Below are 16,921 nucleotides of genomic sequence, written 5' to 3'. Positions count from 1 at the left end.
TGCAACATTGCCGCTCGAAACACCGCGCCGTCTCGTCAGACGGCGCATTCATTTCATCCCGGTTATTCAACAAGAAGGAGCAGGCCATGCGTGCGTTGGCAGCCTTGAGTCGTTTTGTCGGCAACACGTTTGCCTACTGGGTTTTGTTGTTTGCCATTCTGGCATTTCTGTTTCCGCAGGTTTTCATCGGCCTGAAAAGCTGGATCGTGCCGCTGCTGGGGCTGGTCATGTTCGGCATGGGCCTGACCCTGAAACTTGACGACTTCTCCGAAGTGGCGCGTAACCCGTGGCGAGTGGCGCTGGGTGTGATCGCGCACTTTGTAATCATGCCCGGTGTAGCCTGGTTGCTGTGCCAGGTGTTTCAACTGCCGCCGGAGATCGCCGTGGGCGTGATTCTGGTCGGTTGCTGCCCGAGCGGCACTTCATCCAACGTCATGGCCTGGCTGGCAAAGGGTGATCTGGCGCTGGCGGTGGCAATCGCTGCGGTCACTACCCTGCTCGCCCCGCTGCTGACCCCGACCCTGATCTGGTTCCTCGCTTCGGCGTGGCTGCCGGTGTCTTTCCTCGATATGTTCTGGTCGATCCTGCAACTGGTCATGCTGCCGATTGTGCTCGGTGTGGTTGCACAGCGCCTGTTGGGTGCGCGGGTCAGCTATGCCGTGGACGTGCTGCCGCTGGTCTCGGTGGTCAGTATTGTGATGATCGTCTGCGCTGTAGTCGCCGCCAGTCAGGCAAAAATCGCTGAATCCGGCCTGCTGATCATGGCAGTGGTGATTTTGCACAACACGTTCGGTTTTCTGTTGGGTTATTTCACTGGCAAGGTTTTCAAGCTGCCATTGGCGCAACGCAAGTCGCTGGCGTTGGAGGTCGGTATGCAGAACTCGGGGCTGGGCGCTGCGCTGGCGAGTGCTCATTTCTCGCCGCTGGCGGCGGTGCCAAGTGCGCTGTTCAGTATCTGGCACAATATTTCCGGGGCGTTGCTGTCGACGTATTTCAGGAAGATGCCGGAGGAAGAGAATACGTCCAGGCCGCAGTGACGCTTTGCTTCATACAGCGGTTCTGTGACATCAGGCGGATTGGGGTTCAGGCTCGACTATCGTTCCCACGCTCCGCGTGGGAATGCCGTTCGTGACGCTCCGCGTCACACGGCGGTTCTGTGACATCAGGTGGATGTGGGTTCCGGCTCAGGTCACCTTTGGCTATCGTGCCAACGCGAAGTGGTTGGCACGTCAGTCGTACGGAGCGCCGACGCTACTGCACTTTCCCTCTCAGTGCTTTCACTTCTTCGCGCACGTCCACGGGGGTTGCCACGTCTGCTGCAATGGGCGAGCCGGCAACCAGCACGACGCGAGACCACAGGCGGCGAAACAGGGTCTTGCTCGGGTCGCGGCTGAAGAAGCTGCCCCACAGGCCTTGCAGTGCCAGTGGAATGACCGGTACCGGGGTTTCCTGAATGATGCGGCTCATGCCGTTCTTGAAGCCGTTGATTTCGCCGTCGGTGGTCAGTTTGCCTTCCGGGAAGATGCACACCAGTTCGCCTTCTGCGAGGTACTGGGCGATGCGTTTGAACGATTTCTCGTAGATGTCCATGTCTTCGTTACGCCCGGCAATGGGGATGGTCCCTGCAGTGCGAAAGATGAAGTTAAGCACGGGCAGTTGGTAGATCTTGTAGTACATGACAAAGCGGATCGGGCGCCTCACTGCGCCGGCAATCAGCAATGCATCGACAAAGGACACATGGTTGCAGACCAGCAGCGCCGCGCCTTCGTCAGGGATACGGTCCAGATTGCGGTGTTCGACGCGGTACATGGAATGGCCAAGCAGCCAGATCATGAAGCGCATGGTGAACTCGGGGACGATCTTGAAGATGTAGATATTGACCGCGATGTTCATCACCGACACGGCCAGAAACAGCTGCGGGATCGACAGTTTGGCAACGCTCAGCAGCAGGATCGAGACAATCGCCGAGACCACCATGAACAGCGCGTTGAGAATGTTGTTGGCGGCTATGACGCGCGAGCGCTCTTTTACCGGCGTGCGCGACTGGATCAAGGCGTACAGCGGCACGATGTAAAAGCCGCCGAAGATGCCGATACCGAGAATGTCGAACAGCACCAGCCAGCCCTGCCCGGAAGACAGCACCGCCAGCCAGTCGTTGGCCTGCACGTTCTGCGGGAAACCGCCAGAATGCCACCACAGCAGCAGGCCGAAAATCGTCAGGCCCATCGAGCCGAACGGCACCAGCCCGATCTCGACCTTATGCCCGGACAAGCGCTCGCAGAGCAGCGAGCCCAGCGCGATGCCGATGGAGAACACGGTCAGAATCAGGGTAACGACCGTTTCGTCGCCGTACATCCATTCCTTGGCATAGGCCGGGATCTGCGTCAGGTAGATCGCCCCCACGAACCAGAACCACGAGTTGCCGACAATCGAGCGCGAAACCGCAGGCGTTTGCCCCAGCCCCATGCGCAAGGTCGCCCATGACTGGGTGAAGATGTTCCAGTTGAGCTTCATCTCCGGCGAGGCGGCATCGGCGCGCGGGATACCGAAGCTGGCCAGGAACCCCAGGCAGGCGACCAGCACGATGGCAGCCGCCACCACCCAGGCATAGTGCGAAGAAGACATCATCACACCCGCGCTGATGGTGCCGGCCAGAATCGCCAGAAAGGTGCCCATCTCGACCAGCGCGTTGCCGCCGACCAGTTCGCTCTCGCGCAGGTGCTGGGGCAGAATCGAATACTTGACCGGTCCGAACAGCGCCGAATGCGTGCCCATGGCGAACAGCGCGGCGAGCATCAACTCCAGATGATTGAACAGAAAACCTGCGGCACCGACCGCCATGATGACGATCTCTCCGAACTTGATGATCCGGATCAACTTGTCCTTGGGGTACTTCTCGCCGAACTGCCCTGCCAGCGCCGAGAACAGAAAGAACGGCAGGATGAACAGCAAAGCGCACAGATTGACGTAGATCGAACGATCCCCGTCGATGCTCAACTTGTAAAGGATGGCAAGGATCAATGACTGCTTGAAGATATTGTCATTGAACGCCCCAAGGGACTGCGTAATGAAAAACGGCAGGAAACGGCGTTTCCCGAGCAGGCTGAATTGTGACTGTTGGCTCATCGTCCGTGGTCCTGAGAGGCTGGGGTGAACTGACGCAGCGGCCAATCCGAGGCACATTGAAGACGTAACGCTGACGAATGTCGATAGGACATTTCTTTTTACAAAACCTGTGTCGCTATTTTTATCACTTCGGGCTTGGTCGGGGCAGCTGCGACACCGCGCCACGCTCGACCTTGGTCGACAAAGACGAAGCGCAGCCATCGTGCGAGACTGCGCGTTATCGATACGGTGTGGAATTTGATATGTCGCTGTCCAGCGGGCTGATTGCGGCCGTTGCCTTGTCCTATATGGCCATCATGTTTGCTATCGCCTTTTACGGCGACCGCTACAGCGCGTCGCTGCGCCCGACCATGCGCGCCTGGGTCTACAGCCTGTCGCTGGCGGTCTACTGCACCAGCTGGACGTTTTTCGGCGCAGTGGGTCAGGCCGCCGAGCAGTTGTGGTCGTTCCTGCCGATCTACCTGGGGCCCATCGTGCTGATGGTACTGGCACCCTGGGTGCTGCAAAAAATGGTGCTGATCAGCAAACAGGAAAACATCACCTCGATCGCCGACTTCATCGCGGCGCGCTATGGCAAATCCCAATCCCTCGCAGTCATGGTGGCGCTGATCTGCCTGATCGGCATGCTGCCGTACATCGCGCTGCAGCTCAAAGGCATCGTGCTGGGGGTGAATATCCTGATCGGTGCCGTGGCCGATTCCACCGGTATTCGTGCTCAGGACACCGCGCTGGTGGTGTCGCTGATTCTCGCGCTGTTCACCATCGTCTTCGGTGCGCGCAATCTGGATGTCACCGAACACCATCGCGGCATGGTGCTGGCCATTGCTTTCGAGGCGCTGGTCAAGCTGTTCGCCTTCATGGCAGTCGGTGTGTTCGTCACGTTCGGCCTGTACGACGGATTCGACGACCTGTTCAATCAGGCCAAACTGGCGCCACGCCTCGAGGAATACTGGAAAGACACGATCAACTGGCCGTCGATGTTCGTGCAGACCGGCGTGGCGATGATGGCGATTGTCTGCCTGCCCCGTCAGTTCCACGTGACGGTGGTCGAGAACATCGAGCCTCAGGACCTGAATCTCGCCAAATGGGTGTTCCCGGCCTATCTGGCGCTGGCTGCGCTGTTCGTGGTGCCGATTGCGCTGGCCGGACAAATGCTCCTCCCCGGCTCCATGCTGCCCGACTCGTTCGTGATCAGCCTGCCGCTGGCGCACGCTCACCCGTCGCTGGCGCTGCTGGCCTTCATCGGCGGAGCATCGGCAGCAACCGGCATGGTGATCGTCGCCTGCGTGGCGCTGTCGACGATGATTTCCAACGACATGCTGCTGCCGTGGCTGTTGAGACGCAAAAACACCGAACGGCCGTTCGAGGCGTTTCGTCACTGGATGCTTTCTGTCAGACGCATCAGCATCGTGATGATTCTCCTGCTGGCCTACGTCAGCTACCGGATGCTGGGGTCGACGGCCAGTCTGGCAACCATCGGCCAGATCGCCTTTGCCGCGATCACCCAGCTGGCTCCCGCCATGTTCGGTGCCTTGTACTGGAAGCAGGCCAATCGGCGTGGCGTATTTGCAGGCCTGGCGGCGGGCATCTTCATCTGGTTCTACACCCTTGTGCTACCGGTAGCGGCGCATGGCATGGGCTGGTCGCTGAGCACTTTCCCGCTGCTTTCCTGGCTGCACAGCAACCCGTTCGACCTGCCTATCTCGCCGATGACCCAGGGCGTGGTGCTGTCGATGGCCGGCAACTGTACGTTGTTCGCCTGGGTGTCGATGTTGTCGCGCACGCGAGTAGCCGAGCACTGGCAGGCGGGTCGTTTCATCGGCCAGGAAACCCAGGGACGCGACTTCAGCCGCCCCCTGCTCGCGGTGCAGATCGAGGACCTGCTGAGCCTGTCGGCACGCTTCGTTGGTGAGGACCGCGCGCGACAGAGTTTCATCCGCTTCGCCCACAGGCAGGGCAAGGGTTTCAACCCCGGCCTGAATGCCGATGGTGAATGGATCGCGCATACCGAGCGGCTGCTGGCCGGCGTGCTCGGCACCTCTTCGACCCGCGCCGTGGTCAAGGCCGCTATCGAAGGTCGCGACATGCAGTTGGAAGACGTTGTACGCATCGCCGACGAAGCCTCCGAAGTTCTGCAGTTCAACCGCGCGCTGCTGCAGGGTGCCATCGAAAACATTACCCAGGGCATCAGTGTGGTGGACCAGTCCTTGCGGCTGGTGGCCTGGAATCGTCGTTACCTGGAGCTGTTCAACTACCCCGAAGGCCTGATCGGCGTTGGCCGGCCGATTGCCGATATCATCCGTTACAACGCCGAGCGCGGACTCTGCGGACCGGGCGAGGCAGAGGTTCACGTTGCGCGGCGTCTGCACTGGATGCGCCAGGGCCGCGCTCACACCTCGGAGCGGTTGTTTCCCAATGGCCAGGTGATCGAACTGATTGGCAACCCGATGCCGGGCGGCGGATTCGTCATGAGTTTCACCGACATCACCGAGTTCCGCGCCGCCGAACACGCCCTCAAAGGCGTCAATGAAAGCCTTGAGCAGCGGGTAGCCGCACGTACCCACGAATTGTCCCAGCTCAACCAGGCGCTGACCGACGCCAAGGGCACCGCTGAAGCCGCCAACGAATCGAAAACCCGCTTCCTGGCCGCGGTGAGTCATGACCTGATGCAGCCGTTGAACGCTGCACGGCTGTTCTCCGCTGCGCTGTCACATCAGCAGGAGGGGATTTCCAGCGAAGCCCAGCAATTGGTTCGGCACCTGGACAGCTCGTTGCGCTCTGCCGAAGACCTGATCAGCGACCTGCTGGATATTTCCCGAATCGAAAACGGCAAGATCACCCCGGATCGTCAGCCGTTTCCGCTCAGCGCGCTGTTTGACACCCTGGGTGCCGAATTCAAGGCGCTGGCCCAGGAACAGGGTCTGAGCTTTCGTGTAAGGGGCAGTTCACTGCGCGTCGACAGTGATATCAAACTGTTGCGCCGGGTGCTGCAGAACTTTTTGACCAACGCTTTCCGCTATGCCAAAGGCCCTATTCTGCTGGGTGTCAGGCGCTACGGTGACAACCTGAGCCTGGAGGTCTGGGACCGGGGGCCGGGCATTCCCGAAGACAAACGCAAGGTAATCTTCGAAGAATTCAAACGCCTCGACAGCCACAAGACTCACGCGGCCAAGGGGCTGGGTCTTGGGCTGGCGATTGCCGATGGTTTGTGCCGCATTCTCGAGCATCCTTTGCAGGTGCGCTCATGGACCGGCAAAGGCAGCGTGTTCAGCGTCCGGGTGCCGCTGGCCGCGCCTCAGGCGGCAGTCCCCGCAACACTGCCCGATGTCAGCCGCCCCGCGCTGAACGGCACACAGGTGCTGTGTGTCGACAACGAGGACAGCATCCTGATCGGTATGCACAGTCTGCTGTCACGCTGGGGCTGTCAGGTCTGGACCGCGCGCAATCGCCAGGAATGCGAAGCGCTGTTGAACAATGGCATCCGGCCGCAGATTGCTCTGGTGGATTACCACCTGGATGAGGGCGAAACCGGTACTGAACTCATGGCCTGGCTGCGCACCCGACTGGGTCAACCGGTACCGGGCGTGCTTATCAGTGCCGATGGGCGTGCGGAGTTGATCGCTCAGGTGCACGCGGCGGGGCTCGATTACCTGCCCAAGCCGGTCAAGCCTGCAGCGCTGCGCGCGCTGTTGAGCCGTCATGTGAGCCTGGACGGGTAACGGAATGCCGGTTGTTCGCAGAGGCTGCGAACAACCGGATCAGAGGGGGAATAACCGGAAAGACTGTCGCTTAACCGAACAACCAGTAGCCCAGCAGCGTCAGTACCACGACGGCCAGAACAGGGCGCAGTACGCGGTAAGCCTTGGGGTTGGCGCGCTTGAACTGCTTGACCTTGCCACTGAAACCATCGCTGAAACGCTTGCTGAATGCATACGCCTGATTGATTCCGCCGACGCGCTCGTCGTCAAGGTTCTGCGGAGCGGTGGCGCGGCCCAGAAACGCGCTGACGCTGCGGTTCACACGGGTCATGAAGCGGTTGGTCAACGGACGCTCGACATCACAGAACAGAATTACACGGGTCTGGTCGGTCTCGTTCTTGACCCAGTGAACGTAGGTCTCATCGAACATGACGTCCTGACCGTCACGCCAGGCGTATTCCTTGCCATCGACGAAGATCCGGCAGTCATCGGAGTTGGGTGTCGACAGGCCCAGGTGATAACGCAGCGAGCCGGCGAACGGATCGCGGTGCGGATTGAGGTGACTGCCACCCGGCAGCAGCGCGAACATCGCGCCCTTGACGTTGGGAATGCTGTTGACCAGTTCAACGGTTTTCGGGCACAGCGCCTCGGCAGACGGCAGGGCCTTGTCATACCACTTCAGGTAAAAGCGCTTCCAGCCCTTCTTGAAGAACGAGCCAAAACCGGCGTCGTTGTTTTTCTCCGCTGCACGAATATAGCCTTCGTCGAACAGGTGCATGGCTTCGTCGCGAATGGTTTCCCAGTTGTCCTTGAGGATGTCCAGCTCAGGGAATTTGCTGCGGTCCAGATAGGGCTCGGACGGGACGCGGGAAAACAGGTACATCAGTGCGTTGTACGGTGCGAACAATGCCGAATGGTTGACGAACTGCCGCAACAGAGGCAGTCGGGCCCGACCGCGCAAATGAACGTACAGCGTGCTGCCCAGAAACAGCATCAGGATCGATGCCTTGGCAACAAATGAAAGGGTCATGAAGCTCTCCTTGAAGCGGGCAGATAACGCCAAACGTCACGCGGGCAGTGCTGATGCATGATTCTGAATAATGACTGGAGCGCCGGGCCGACAGCGCTGATCGTCCGGCGAGTCGTAAGCTGGCCATCATAAACCCTTGCGTTGCCCGCATGAAGTGCGCACTTGCGAAGATGTGTTACTGGGAAAGCTCCTGATCGGTAAACAGATCGCTGAACAGCATGCTCGACAGGTAACGTTCGCCGGAGTCCGGCAGGACCACCACGATCGTCTTGCCCTGCATCTCCGGTTTTTCAGCCAGACGAACGGCGGCCGCCATCGCCGCGCCGCAGGAGATACCACAGAGGATGCCCTCCTCCTGCATCAGACGCCGGGCCATGGCCTTGGACTCTTCATCGGTGACACGCTCTACCCGGTCGACAATCGACAGGTCGAGGTTTTTCGGGATGAAGCCGGCGCCAATGCCCTGAATCTTGTGTGAGCTGGGGGTGATCGTTTCACCGGCCATCGCCTGGGTGATGATCGGCGAACCGTCCGGCTCGACTGCGACCGACAGGATCGGTTTGCCTTCGGTGTGCTTGATGTACCGGGAGATACCGGTGATAGTCCCGCCAGTCCCTACCCCTGCTACCAGGACGTCGATGGCACCGTCGGTGTCTGCCCAGATTTCCGGGCCAGTGGTCTTTTCATGGATGGCCGGGTTGGCCGGGTTCTCGAATTGCGCCGGCATGAAATATTTCTCGGGGTTGTCTGCCAGCAGTTCTTCGGCCTTGGCAATCGCACCTTTCATCCCCTTGGCCGCTTCGGTCAGCACCAGTTCTGCGCCCAGTGCCTTGAGTACCTTGCGACGTTCTATGCTCATGGAAGCGGGCATGGTGAGCATCAGTTTGTAGCCACGGGCAGCGGCAACGAAGGCCAGACCTATGCCGGTGTTGCCCGAGGTCGGTTCGACGATGGTCATGCCCGGCTTGAGCCTGCCGCTGCTTTCGGCGTCCCAGATCATATTGGCGCCGATACGGCATTTAACGGAATAACCCAGATTACGCCCTTCGATCTTGGCCAGAATGGTGACACCGCGCGGCGCGATACGGTTGATCTGCACCAACGGCGTATTACCGATGGAATGGGCGTTATCAGCGTAGATACGGCTCATGAGGGTGTCCTTGTGCACATCGGTTAAAGACCCAAAGCCTATGCCGCCAACTGTGGGGCGTCCAGTCTGACCGAACGGATGACGGCGCGAGCAGTCAATCCTTCATTGAAACAGGAGACTCATGTCATGAAACGTCGCTACAGCTGGCCGCTATGGACCCTGGCCGCTCTGGTAGTCCTGCTGATCGCTGTCAATATCGCCCTGCCGTATCTGGTGCGTGACTATCTGAACGACAAACTGGCCGACATGGGTGACTACCGGGGCGAGATCACCGATGTGGACCTGGCACTGTGGCGAGGGGCGTACCGGATCAAGGGGCTGAAGATCGTCAAGACCGACGGCAAGGTCCCGGTGCCCTTTTTCGACGCACCGATGATCGAACTGGCTGTCAGCTGGCATTCACTCTGGTATGACCATGCAGTGGTCGCGAAAGCCCTCTTCACCGGCCCGCAGATCAACTTCGTGGACGGCGGCAGCAAGCAGGACTCGCAGACCGGTCAGGGCACCGACTGGCGTACCCAGATGGACAAGCTGCTGCCCATCACCCTCAACGAATTGCGCATCGATAACGGGCGCATCACCTTCAATAACTTCAACTCCACGCCCAAAGTAAAAATCGAGGCGGATCAGGTCAATGCCAGCATCTATAACCTGACCAACGTGGTCGACGTGGAAGGCAATCGCGATGCCGAGTTCAAGGGCAAGGCACGTCTGCTGGGCCATGCCGACCTGGAGAGCTCAGCCAGATTCGATCCGTTCAGCAACTTTGAAGACTTCGACTTCAAACTGCGCGCCACCGGCATCCAGCTCAAGAAACTCAACGATTTCTCGTCGGCCTACGGCAAGTTCGATTTCAACGCCGGCGATGGAGATGTGGTGATTGAAGCGCAGGCCGACAAAGGCCAGCTCAAGGGCTATATAAAGCCGCTGCTGCGCAACGTGGACGTGTTCAACTGGCAGCAGGATGTCGAAAACAAGGACAAGGGTGTTTTCCGCTCGATCTGGGAAGCGCTGGTCGGAACCAGCGAAACCGTATTGAAAAACCAGCGGGAAAACCAATTCGCCACACGCGTCGACCTCAGCGGCAGCGTTCATCAGCAGGACATCAGCGGCTTCCAGGCGTTTCTGCAGATCCTGCGCAATGCTTTCGTGCAGGCATTCAATGCGCGCTATGAGAGCAGCAAGGGGTCTTAGCAGTTTTTTCAGGCGCGCCAACGATGAAAAATCGTACGTTTTCATCAGGGACAGCGTTGACTTAACTGTCGGAAAACAAAGTATCCGCGCTTGTCTGGATGTCCAGTTCAGGCCATTCGACGCTCCAGCCATGGTCGCCCAACTGTGCCTGGGCGAACGCGTCATCGGCTATCAGTGGACGCAGGCCGGGGAAGGTCTGCACATCGGAGCTCATGTCGAAGGTGTGTTGCTGATCATCTATCAACGTCAACGCCAGCCGGTGGCAGGCCAATACTTGAACATCCTTAAAGCAGCGTTACAATTTCGACCCGGTCACTGCGTGACGCCCCATTCAAGAACTGAATGAGGCGTCTTCGTTCACAGCCATCGGGCCGCCACGTTATAGTCAGGGCATTGCTTGCCCTATTACGGCGCGCGTGCCGACCGGTTACGCGCACCCACGCGAAAAGGATGGATCAATGAAGTTCGAAGGTACGCCGGCCTACGTTGCCACTGACGATCTCAAGCTGGCGGTCAACGCGGCCATCACGCTGGAGCGTCCACTGTTGGTCAAGGGCGAGCCCGGCACCGGCAAGACCATGCTCGCCGAACAACTGGCCGAGTCCTTCGGCGCGAAACTGATTACCTGGCATATCAAGTCCACGACCAAGGCCCATCAAGGCCTGTACGAGTACGATGCGGTGAGCCGTCTGCGCGACTCGCAACTGGGCGTCGACAAGGTCCACGACGTACGCAATTACCTGAAGAAGGGCAAGCTCTGGGAGGCCTTCGAGTCTGACGAGCGGGCGATTTTACTGATCGACGAGATCGACAAGGCCGATATCGAATTCCCCAACGACCTGTTGCAGGAACTCGACAAGATGGAGTTCTACGTTTACGAGACGAATGAAACCATCAAAGCCAGGCATCGACCGATCATCATCATTACCTCCAACAACGAGAAGGAGTTGCCGGATGCCTTTCTGCGTCGCTGCTTCTTCCACTACATCGCCTTCCCGGATCGGGCCACGCTGCAACGCATCGTCGATGTGCATTACCCGGACATCAAGAAAGACCTGGTGAGCGAAGCGCTGGACGTATTCTTTGACGTGCGCAAGGTGCCGGGGCTGAAGAAGAAGCCCTCCACCTCCGAGCTGGTCGACTGGCTGAAGCTGCTGATGGCCGACAACATCGGTGAAGCCGTGCTGCGCGAACGCGACCCGACCAAGGCGATTCCGCCATTGGCCGGCGCGCTGGTCAAGAACGAGCAGGACGTGCATCTGCTGGAACGTCTGGCGTTCATGAGCCGTCGCGGCAATCGCTGATCGTGTCTATCCAACCTGCCATGTAAAAGGGCGACAGCCATGCTGCTCAACCTGTTCAACGAAATGCGCGCGGCCAAGGTGCCGGTGTCTCTGCGTGAACTGCTGGACCTGATCAATGCGCTTAAACAGCGGGTCGTGTTCGCCGACATCGATGAGTTCTACTTTCTGGCGCGCACGATTCTGGTCAAGGACGAGCGCCATTTCGACAAGTTCGACCGGGCCTTCGGTGCGTATTTCAACGGCCTGGAAAACCTCGACGAGCATTTGCAGGCGCTGATCCCGGAAGACTGGCTGCGCAAAGAGTTCGAGCGTTCGCTGACGGACGAGGAACGCGCGCAGATTCAATCGCTGGGCGGCCTCGACAAGCTGATCGAAGAGTTCAAGAAACGCCTGGAAGAACAGAAGGAACGCCATGCCGGTGGCAACAAATGGATCGGCACCGGTGGCACCAGCCCGTTCGGCTCGGGCGGCTACAACCCGGAAGGCATCCGCGTCGGCGATGCAGGCGAGCGCAAAGGCAAGGCCGTCAAAGTCTGGGACCAGCGCGAATATAAAAACCTGGACGATCAGGTTGAGCTGGGGACGCGCAATATCAAGGTGGCCCTGCGTCGCCTGCGCAAGTTCGCTCGTCAGGGCGCTGCGGATGAACTGGACATCGACAGCACCATCGATCACACCGCACGCGATGCGGGCCTGCTGAACATTCAGATGCGTCCGGAGCGGCGCAACACCATCAAGTTATTGCTGCTGTTCGACATCGGCGGCTCGATGGATTCACACATCAAGGTCTGTGAAGAGCTGTTCTCCGCATGCAAGACCGAGTTCAAGCACATGGAGTATTTCTACTTCCATAACTTCATTTACGAATCGGTGTGGAAGAACAACCAGCGCAGAAACTCGGAGCGGACCGCCACCCAGGACCTGCTGCACAAGTATGGCGAGGACTACAAAGTGATTTTCATCGGCGACGCCTCGATGGCGCCCTATGAAATCACCCAGCCCGGCGGCAGCGTCGAACACTGGAATGAAGAGCCAGGCTATGTGTGGATGCAGCGCTTCATGGCCAAATTCAAGAAGATCATCTGGATCAATCCCTATCCGAAAGATGCCTGGGACTACACCACCTCGACGCATGTTGTGCGTGATTTGATCGAGGGTCAGATGTATCCGCTGACCCTTAGCGGTCTGGAAGAAGGCATGCGCTACCTGGCGAAGTGAAGGCGGCGGGCGCGCGACCATAGCGACGCCCGCTCTGCTTGTCACAACGGCCTGCAGTCAACTCCTGTGGCGTTCGAACTGCGGCTTGCGTCGTCCGCCGTGGATCACCCAGCCGAGCAACAGCACGAAGCTTTCGATCACCAGCGCCAGCAGCAATGCACTGATAATGCCCCAGGCAATGACCTCGGGGGCCAGCAGAACCTGCCACGTATAACCGTTGAAGGTTTCGCGACGGATATCCGGATCGGAAGAAGTGGCCACGAACAAGGCTTTGGAATACCAAGGCCCCTGAAGCCCGAGCCACTGACGCTCAAGGATGTGGGTGCGGTTCATCAGGGTGTCGATAGTGTCCGCATCGCTGCGAAAAACCGGGTCCTCACTGCTGCGATAATGCTGGATCAGCGCCTGAATATCGCCCTTGAAGAACTGCTGCGCAGTGGCGGTATAGCCCTTGACGGATTGCTGCGCCTCGATCAGATGCGCTTCGACACGCTTGCTGTAGTCACTGATGAAACCGGGAATCTGTACCCCGAACAGCAGGCCCATGGTGAACAGGACCAATCGCAGATAACTTCGCAGCATCAATATCCCTCTTCTTTTTTATCCAGTAAGCCGATGGGTCGGTGTCTCAGGGCCTGGTCGTTTCAGTGACGGTGTCGACCGAGCCCTGCGCCACGCACTCGCCCTTGCGCCACAGGCTCCACTGGCCCGGCTCATAGCGGTTCCAGTTTTCGTTCTCGGTCAAGGGTTCGGTCGCGATGACCGTGACCACGTCGTGCGGCGTCGTTTCAGCCTGAAAATCGACAATCACGTCGACATCTTTCAACCTCGCCGGACCGAATGGGGCACGGCGAGTGATCTGAACCAGTTTGGTACTGCAAAAGCAAAACAGCCAGTCACCGTCGCTCAACAGGCAGTTGAACACGCCTTTGCTGCGATATTCGGCACACGCCTGGACCAGAGAAGGCAGCAATTCCTCGACTTCGACCGGTTCGGGAAAGGCTTCGCGGACGCGATTGAGCAGGTCGCAGAATGCCGCTTCGCTGTCGGTATCGCCCACCGGCCGATAAAAGGTAACGCCCGGGGTGAAATCCGCCAACTGACCATTATGGGCAAAGCACCAGTTACGGCCCCAGAGTTCACGCACGAAAGGATGGGTATTGGACAGGCAGACCTTGCCGACGTTGGCCTGACGAATATGGCCAATCACGACTTCGCTTTTGATGGGATAGCGCTGCACCAGTTGTGCGACTTCCGATTCGCTGCTGGCTGCCGGGTCCTGAAACAGGCGCAGGCCGCGGCCCTCGTAGAAGGCAATGCCCCAGCCATCGCGATGCGGACCGGTGCGGCCGCCCCGCTGCATCAGCCCGGTAAAGCTGAAGACTATGTCGGTCGGGACATTGGCGCTCATGCCCAGTAGTTCACACATGCTCAGGTTCTCGCTTCAAGACGTTTTGCAGCAGGTCACGCGCCGCTGCTAACGGCGCTTGCCAACGAAGCGGGAGCTACAGCCGCGGCTCGACCCGTGCAGCCCTGGTCGGCGGAAGGGGCGCAGCGTTTCTGCGAGCGTAGTGATCGTCTTCGGCAAACGGTTCGTCAGCAGGGTCGGTATCCACAGGCTGGGCCGCAGCCTTGGGTTGGCGAGCCTTGCGGCTGCGCTCGATCGGCCAGCGGATCAGCACGAACAGCAGGTACGCGGCGAAGGCGAACATGCCGTACATGGCAAGGTCCGACACGGCGGTCCAGACATTGCTGCCGACCTTGAACATCAGGTCGAGCGCGGTGATCGCCACGGCTGGTGCCATCGCGTCCTTGGCAGGGTCGACCATGGTCGGCGTAAACAGCAGCACCGCGACCGCCACCAGCAACGGCTCCTTGAGATACCGCCACATCCAGCGGGTCATCAGAAACCATACCAGCAGGCAACCCAACGCGGCGAAGGCGTAGACGCTCCAGGCGATCAGATAGTCGTTTTCGGTCATGACGTCCGTGGTAAGCCAGGTAAAGAGGCGCTTATGATAACGGCTTTTGCCTGACGCGGCTTGCCTCGCTGCAGTATTCGGTTCAGCGTGTACCGATATTTTCCTGATTGATGCCTTAACAGAGAGCCCAGCATGTCCTTCTCGAATGCAACCTCCAGCGCCCCGAGCGCTCGCAAGGCCGACGGTTCCGACCCCTACGCCTGGCTGCAGAACCGCGACACTGACGAAGTGCTCGACTACCTCAATGCCGAAAACGCCTGGCAGGAGCAGCAACTGGCAGAGCAGGCCGGACTGCGCGATAGCCTGTTTGAAGAGATCAAGGGCCGTATCCTCGAAACCGACCTGTCGCTGCCCTCCCCCTGGGGGCCGTACCTTTATTACACCCGCACCACACAAGGCGACGAATACGCCCGGCACTACCGCTGCCCGCGCCCGGCCGACGACAGCAACACGGTGGATGAAAACGCTGAGGAGCTGTTGCTCGACCCCAACGAGATGGCCGATGGCGGCTTTTTCTCACTGGGCGCGTTCAGCATCAGCCCGGATCACCAGCGTCTGGCCTACAGCCTGGACACCAGTGGCGACGAGATATACGAGCTGTACGTCAAAGAGCTGAGCACCGGTCAGATCAGCAGCCTGCCTTTCGAAAACTGCGACGGCAGCATGACTTGGGCCAACGACAGTCAGACCCTGTTTTTCGGCGAGCTGGACGAAACCCATCGTCCGGGCAAGCTGCATCGCCATACCCTGGGCACGTCATCAGCCGAGCTGGTGTTCGACGAGCCGGACGGCAGATTCTTCCTGCATTGCTTCCGCAGCAGCTCAGAGCGCCAACTGATCATTCTGCTCAACAGCAAAACCACCAGCGAAGCCTGGGTGCTGGACGCCGATCATCCGCAACAGGCCTTCACCTGCCTCGCGCCACGCAGCGAAGGCCACGAATACTATCCGGACCACGGGCTGCTCAATGGCGTCTGGACCTGGTTCATCCGCAGCAATCAGAGCGGCATCAACTTCGCGCTGTATCACGCTGCGCAACAAGCCAGTGATGTACCGGGGCGCGAGGACTGGCAGACACTGGTCGCGCACGACGACCAGGTCATGCTCGAAGGCGTCAGCCTCAACGCCAAAGGCATCAGTCTGAGCCTGCGCGAGGGCGGCCTGCCGATCATCGAAGTGCGTCCGCAGGCGCTGCCGACTTATCGCGTGCAGCTGCCTGACGCCGCTTACAGCCTGTACGTGCAGGACACGCTGGAATTCGACAGCGACAAGATTCGCTTGCGCTACCAGTCGCTGAACCGTCCGGCCCAGGTCCGCCAATTGACCCTGGCCAGCGGCGAGCAGGCAGTGCTCAAGGAAACCCCGGTACTGGGCACCTTCGACGCCGATGCCTACGTCAGCCAGCGTTTGTGGGCCACGGCCAGCGATGGCACCCAGGTGCCGATCAGCCTGGTGGTCAAGCGCGAACTGGCCGGACAGGCCACCCCGCTGTATCTGTACGGCTACGGCGCCTATGGCGAGAGCCTCGACCCGTGGTTTTCCCACGCCCGTCTGAGCCTGCTCGACCGTGGCGTGGCGTTCGCCATTGCTCATGTGCGCGGCGGCGGCGAGCTGGGCGAGGCCTGGTATCGCAACGGCAAGCAGGAGCACAAACAGAACACCTTCGGCGATTTCATTGCCTGCGCCGAACACCTTGTTGCCCAGGGGCTGACCAGCGCTGAACAACTGGTGATCAGCGGTGGCAGCGCCGGTGGCCTGCTGATCGGTGCGGTGCTCAACCAGCGGCCAGAGCTGTTCAAGGCAGCGATTGCCGAAGTGCCGTTCGTCGATGTGCTGAACACCATGCTCGACCCGGACCTGCCGCTGACCGTCACCGAATACGACGAATGGGGCAACCCGCAGGAGCCCGAGGTCTACGCGCGTATCAAGGCTTACGCGCCCTACGAAAACGTCACGGCCCAGGCATACCCGGCCATGCTGGTCATCGCCGGTTATAACGACAGCCGCGTGCAGTATTGGGAAGCCGCCAAATGGGTCGCGAAGTTGCGCGCCACCAAGACCGACGACAATCCGCTGCTGCTCAAGACCGAACTGGGTGCCGGACACGGAGGCATGAGCGGTCGCTATCAGGGCTTGCGTGACGTGGCGCTGGAATACGCGTTTATCTTCAAGGTATTGCAGATCGCTGAATGAACTTGGTGTGAAACACCTGTCTTACT

Annotated in this window: 12 protein-coding genes and 1 pseudogene; 6 read left to right on the top strand and 7 right to left on the bottom strand. The window is 59.6% G+C overall.

Annotated features, from left to right (window positions below; genetic code table 11):
* Positions 1-86: 86 nt before the first annotated feature.
* Positions 87-1,037, top strand: coding sequence for a bile acid:sodium symporter family protein (locus LCH65_RS09890; protein ID WP_226439311.1), 951 nt, complete (start codon positions 87-89; stop codon positions 1,035-1,037).
* Between the two features lie 214 nt (positions 1,038-1,251).
* On the opposite strand, the gene LCH65_RS09885 is transcribed toward LCH65_RS09890, so the two are convergent.
* Entirely contained in the window at positions 1,252-3,126 is a 1,875-nt protein-coding gene (locus LCH65_RS09885; protein ID WP_054080792.1) for an MFS transporter, read from the bottom strand.
* A 242-nt stretch (positions 3,127-3,368) separates the two neighbouring features.
* On the opposite strand from LCH65_RS09885, the gene LCH65_RS09880 reads away from it, so the two are divergent.
* Positions 3,369-6,845 carry a PAS domain-containing hybrid sensor histidine kinase/response regulator gene (locus tag LCH65_RS09880; protein ID WP_080479508.1) on the top strand — a complete coding sequence of 1,159 codons (3,477 nt, stop codon included), beginning with the start codon at positions 3,369-3,371 and terminating at the stop codon, positions 6,843-6,845.
* 70 nt (positions 6,846-6,915) lie between these two features.
* Here LCH65_RS09880 and LCH65_RS09875 read toward each other — a convergent pair whose 3' ends face one another.
* Both LCH65_RS09875 and cysK read right to left on the bottom strand, forming a co-directional pair.
* Positions 6,916-7,854 (bottom strand): aspartyl/asparaginyl beta-hydroxylase domain-containing protein, encoded by a 939-nt coding sequence (locus LCH65_RS09875; RefSeq protein ID WP_054080790.1) that lies wholly within the window; start codon positions 7,852-7,854, stop codon positions 6,916-6,918.
* Between the two features lie 175 nt (positions 7,855-8,029).
* Positions 8,030-9,004 carry a cysteine synthase A gene (gene cysK, locus LCH65_RS09870; RefSeq protein ID WP_226439310.1) on the bottom strand — a complete coding sequence of 325 codons (975 nt, stop codon included), beginning with the start codon at positions 9,002-9,004 and terminating at the stop codon, positions 8,030-8,032.
* Positions 9,005-9,130: 126 nt separating this feature from the next.
* Here cysK and LCH65_RS09865 point away from each other — a divergent pair, with 126 nt between their 5' ends.
* Positions 9,131-10,198, top strand: a complete 1,068-nt coding sequence (locus LCH65_RS09865) for a DUF748 domain-containing protein (protein WP_054080788.1) — start codon at positions 9,131-9,133, stop codon at positions 10,196-10,198.
* A gap of 64 nt (positions 10,199-10,262) precedes the next feature.
* Here LCH65_RS09865 and LCH65_RS09860 read toward each other — a convergent pair.
* Positions 10,263-10,484: pseudogene (locus LCH65_RS09860) on the bottom strand (DUF2442 domain-containing protein); the annotation flags it as partial.
* Positions 10,485-10,656: 172 nt separating this feature from the next.
* Between LCH65_RS09860 and LCH65_RS09855 the strand changes: the two are divergent.
* Together LCH65_RS09855 and LCH65_RS09850 are read left to right on the top strand one after the other, a co-directional pair.
* Positions 10,657-11,502 carry a MoxR family ATPase gene (locus tag LCH65_RS09855; RefSeq protein WP_003368308.1) on the top strand — a complete coding sequence of 282 codons (846 nt, stop codon included), beginning with the start codon at positions 10,657-10,659 and terminating at the stop codon, positions 11,500-11,502.
* A gap of 39 nt (positions 11,503-11,541) precedes the next feature.
* Positions 11,542-12,720, top strand: coding sequence for a VWA domain-containing protein (locus LCH65_RS09850; protein WP_003368305.1), 1,179 nt, complete (start codon positions 11,542-11,544; stop codon positions 12,718-12,720).
* A 57-nt stretch (positions 12,721-12,777) separates the two neighbouring features.
* Here LCH65_RS09850 and LCH65_RS09845 read toward each other — a convergent pair whose 3' ends face one another.
* From LCH65_RS09845 to LCH65_RS09835, 3 genes are all read right to left on the bottom strand, one after another.
* Positions 12,778-13,302, bottom strand: a complete 525-nt coding sequence (locus LCH65_RS09845; protein WP_003368303.1) for a DUF2937 family protein — start codon at positions 13,300-13,302, stop codon at positions 12,778-12,780.
* 46 nt (positions 13,303-13,348) lie between these two features.
* Positions 13,349-14,149, bottom strand: a complete 801-nt coding sequence (locus LCH65_RS09840) for a class II glutamine amidotransferase (RefSeq protein ID WP_226439309.1) — start codon at positions 14,147-14,149, stop codon at positions 13,349-13,351.
* A gap of 76 nt (positions 14,150-14,225) precedes the next feature.
* Positions 14,226-14,702, bottom strand: coding sequence for a hypothetical protein (locus LCH65_RS09835; RefSeq protein ID WP_003368300.1), 477 nt, complete (start codon positions 14,700-14,702; stop codon positions 14,226-14,228).
* A gap of 132 nt (positions 14,703-14,834) precedes the next feature.
* On the opposite strand from LCH65_RS09835, the gene LCH65_RS09830 reads away from it, so the two are divergent.
* Positions 14,835-16,895, top strand: coding sequence for a S9 family peptidase (locus LCH65_RS09830; RefSeq protein WP_188056928.1), 2,061 nt, complete (start codon positions 14,835-14,837; stop codon positions 16,893-16,895).
* The last annotated feature ends 26 nt before the right edge of the window (positions 16,896-16,921 follow it).

Origin of the sequence: Pseudomonas sp. MWU16-30316, assembly GCF_020515645.1 — a bacterium.
In the GTDB taxonomy this organism is placed as follows: domain Bacteria; phylum Pseudomonadota; class Gammaproteobacteria; order Pseudomonadales; family Pseudomonadaceae; genus Aquipseudomonas; species Aquipseudomonas cerasi.
Note: the sequence above shows the minus strand (reverse complement) of the source record. Positions and strands in the feature narration are given on the sequence as shown.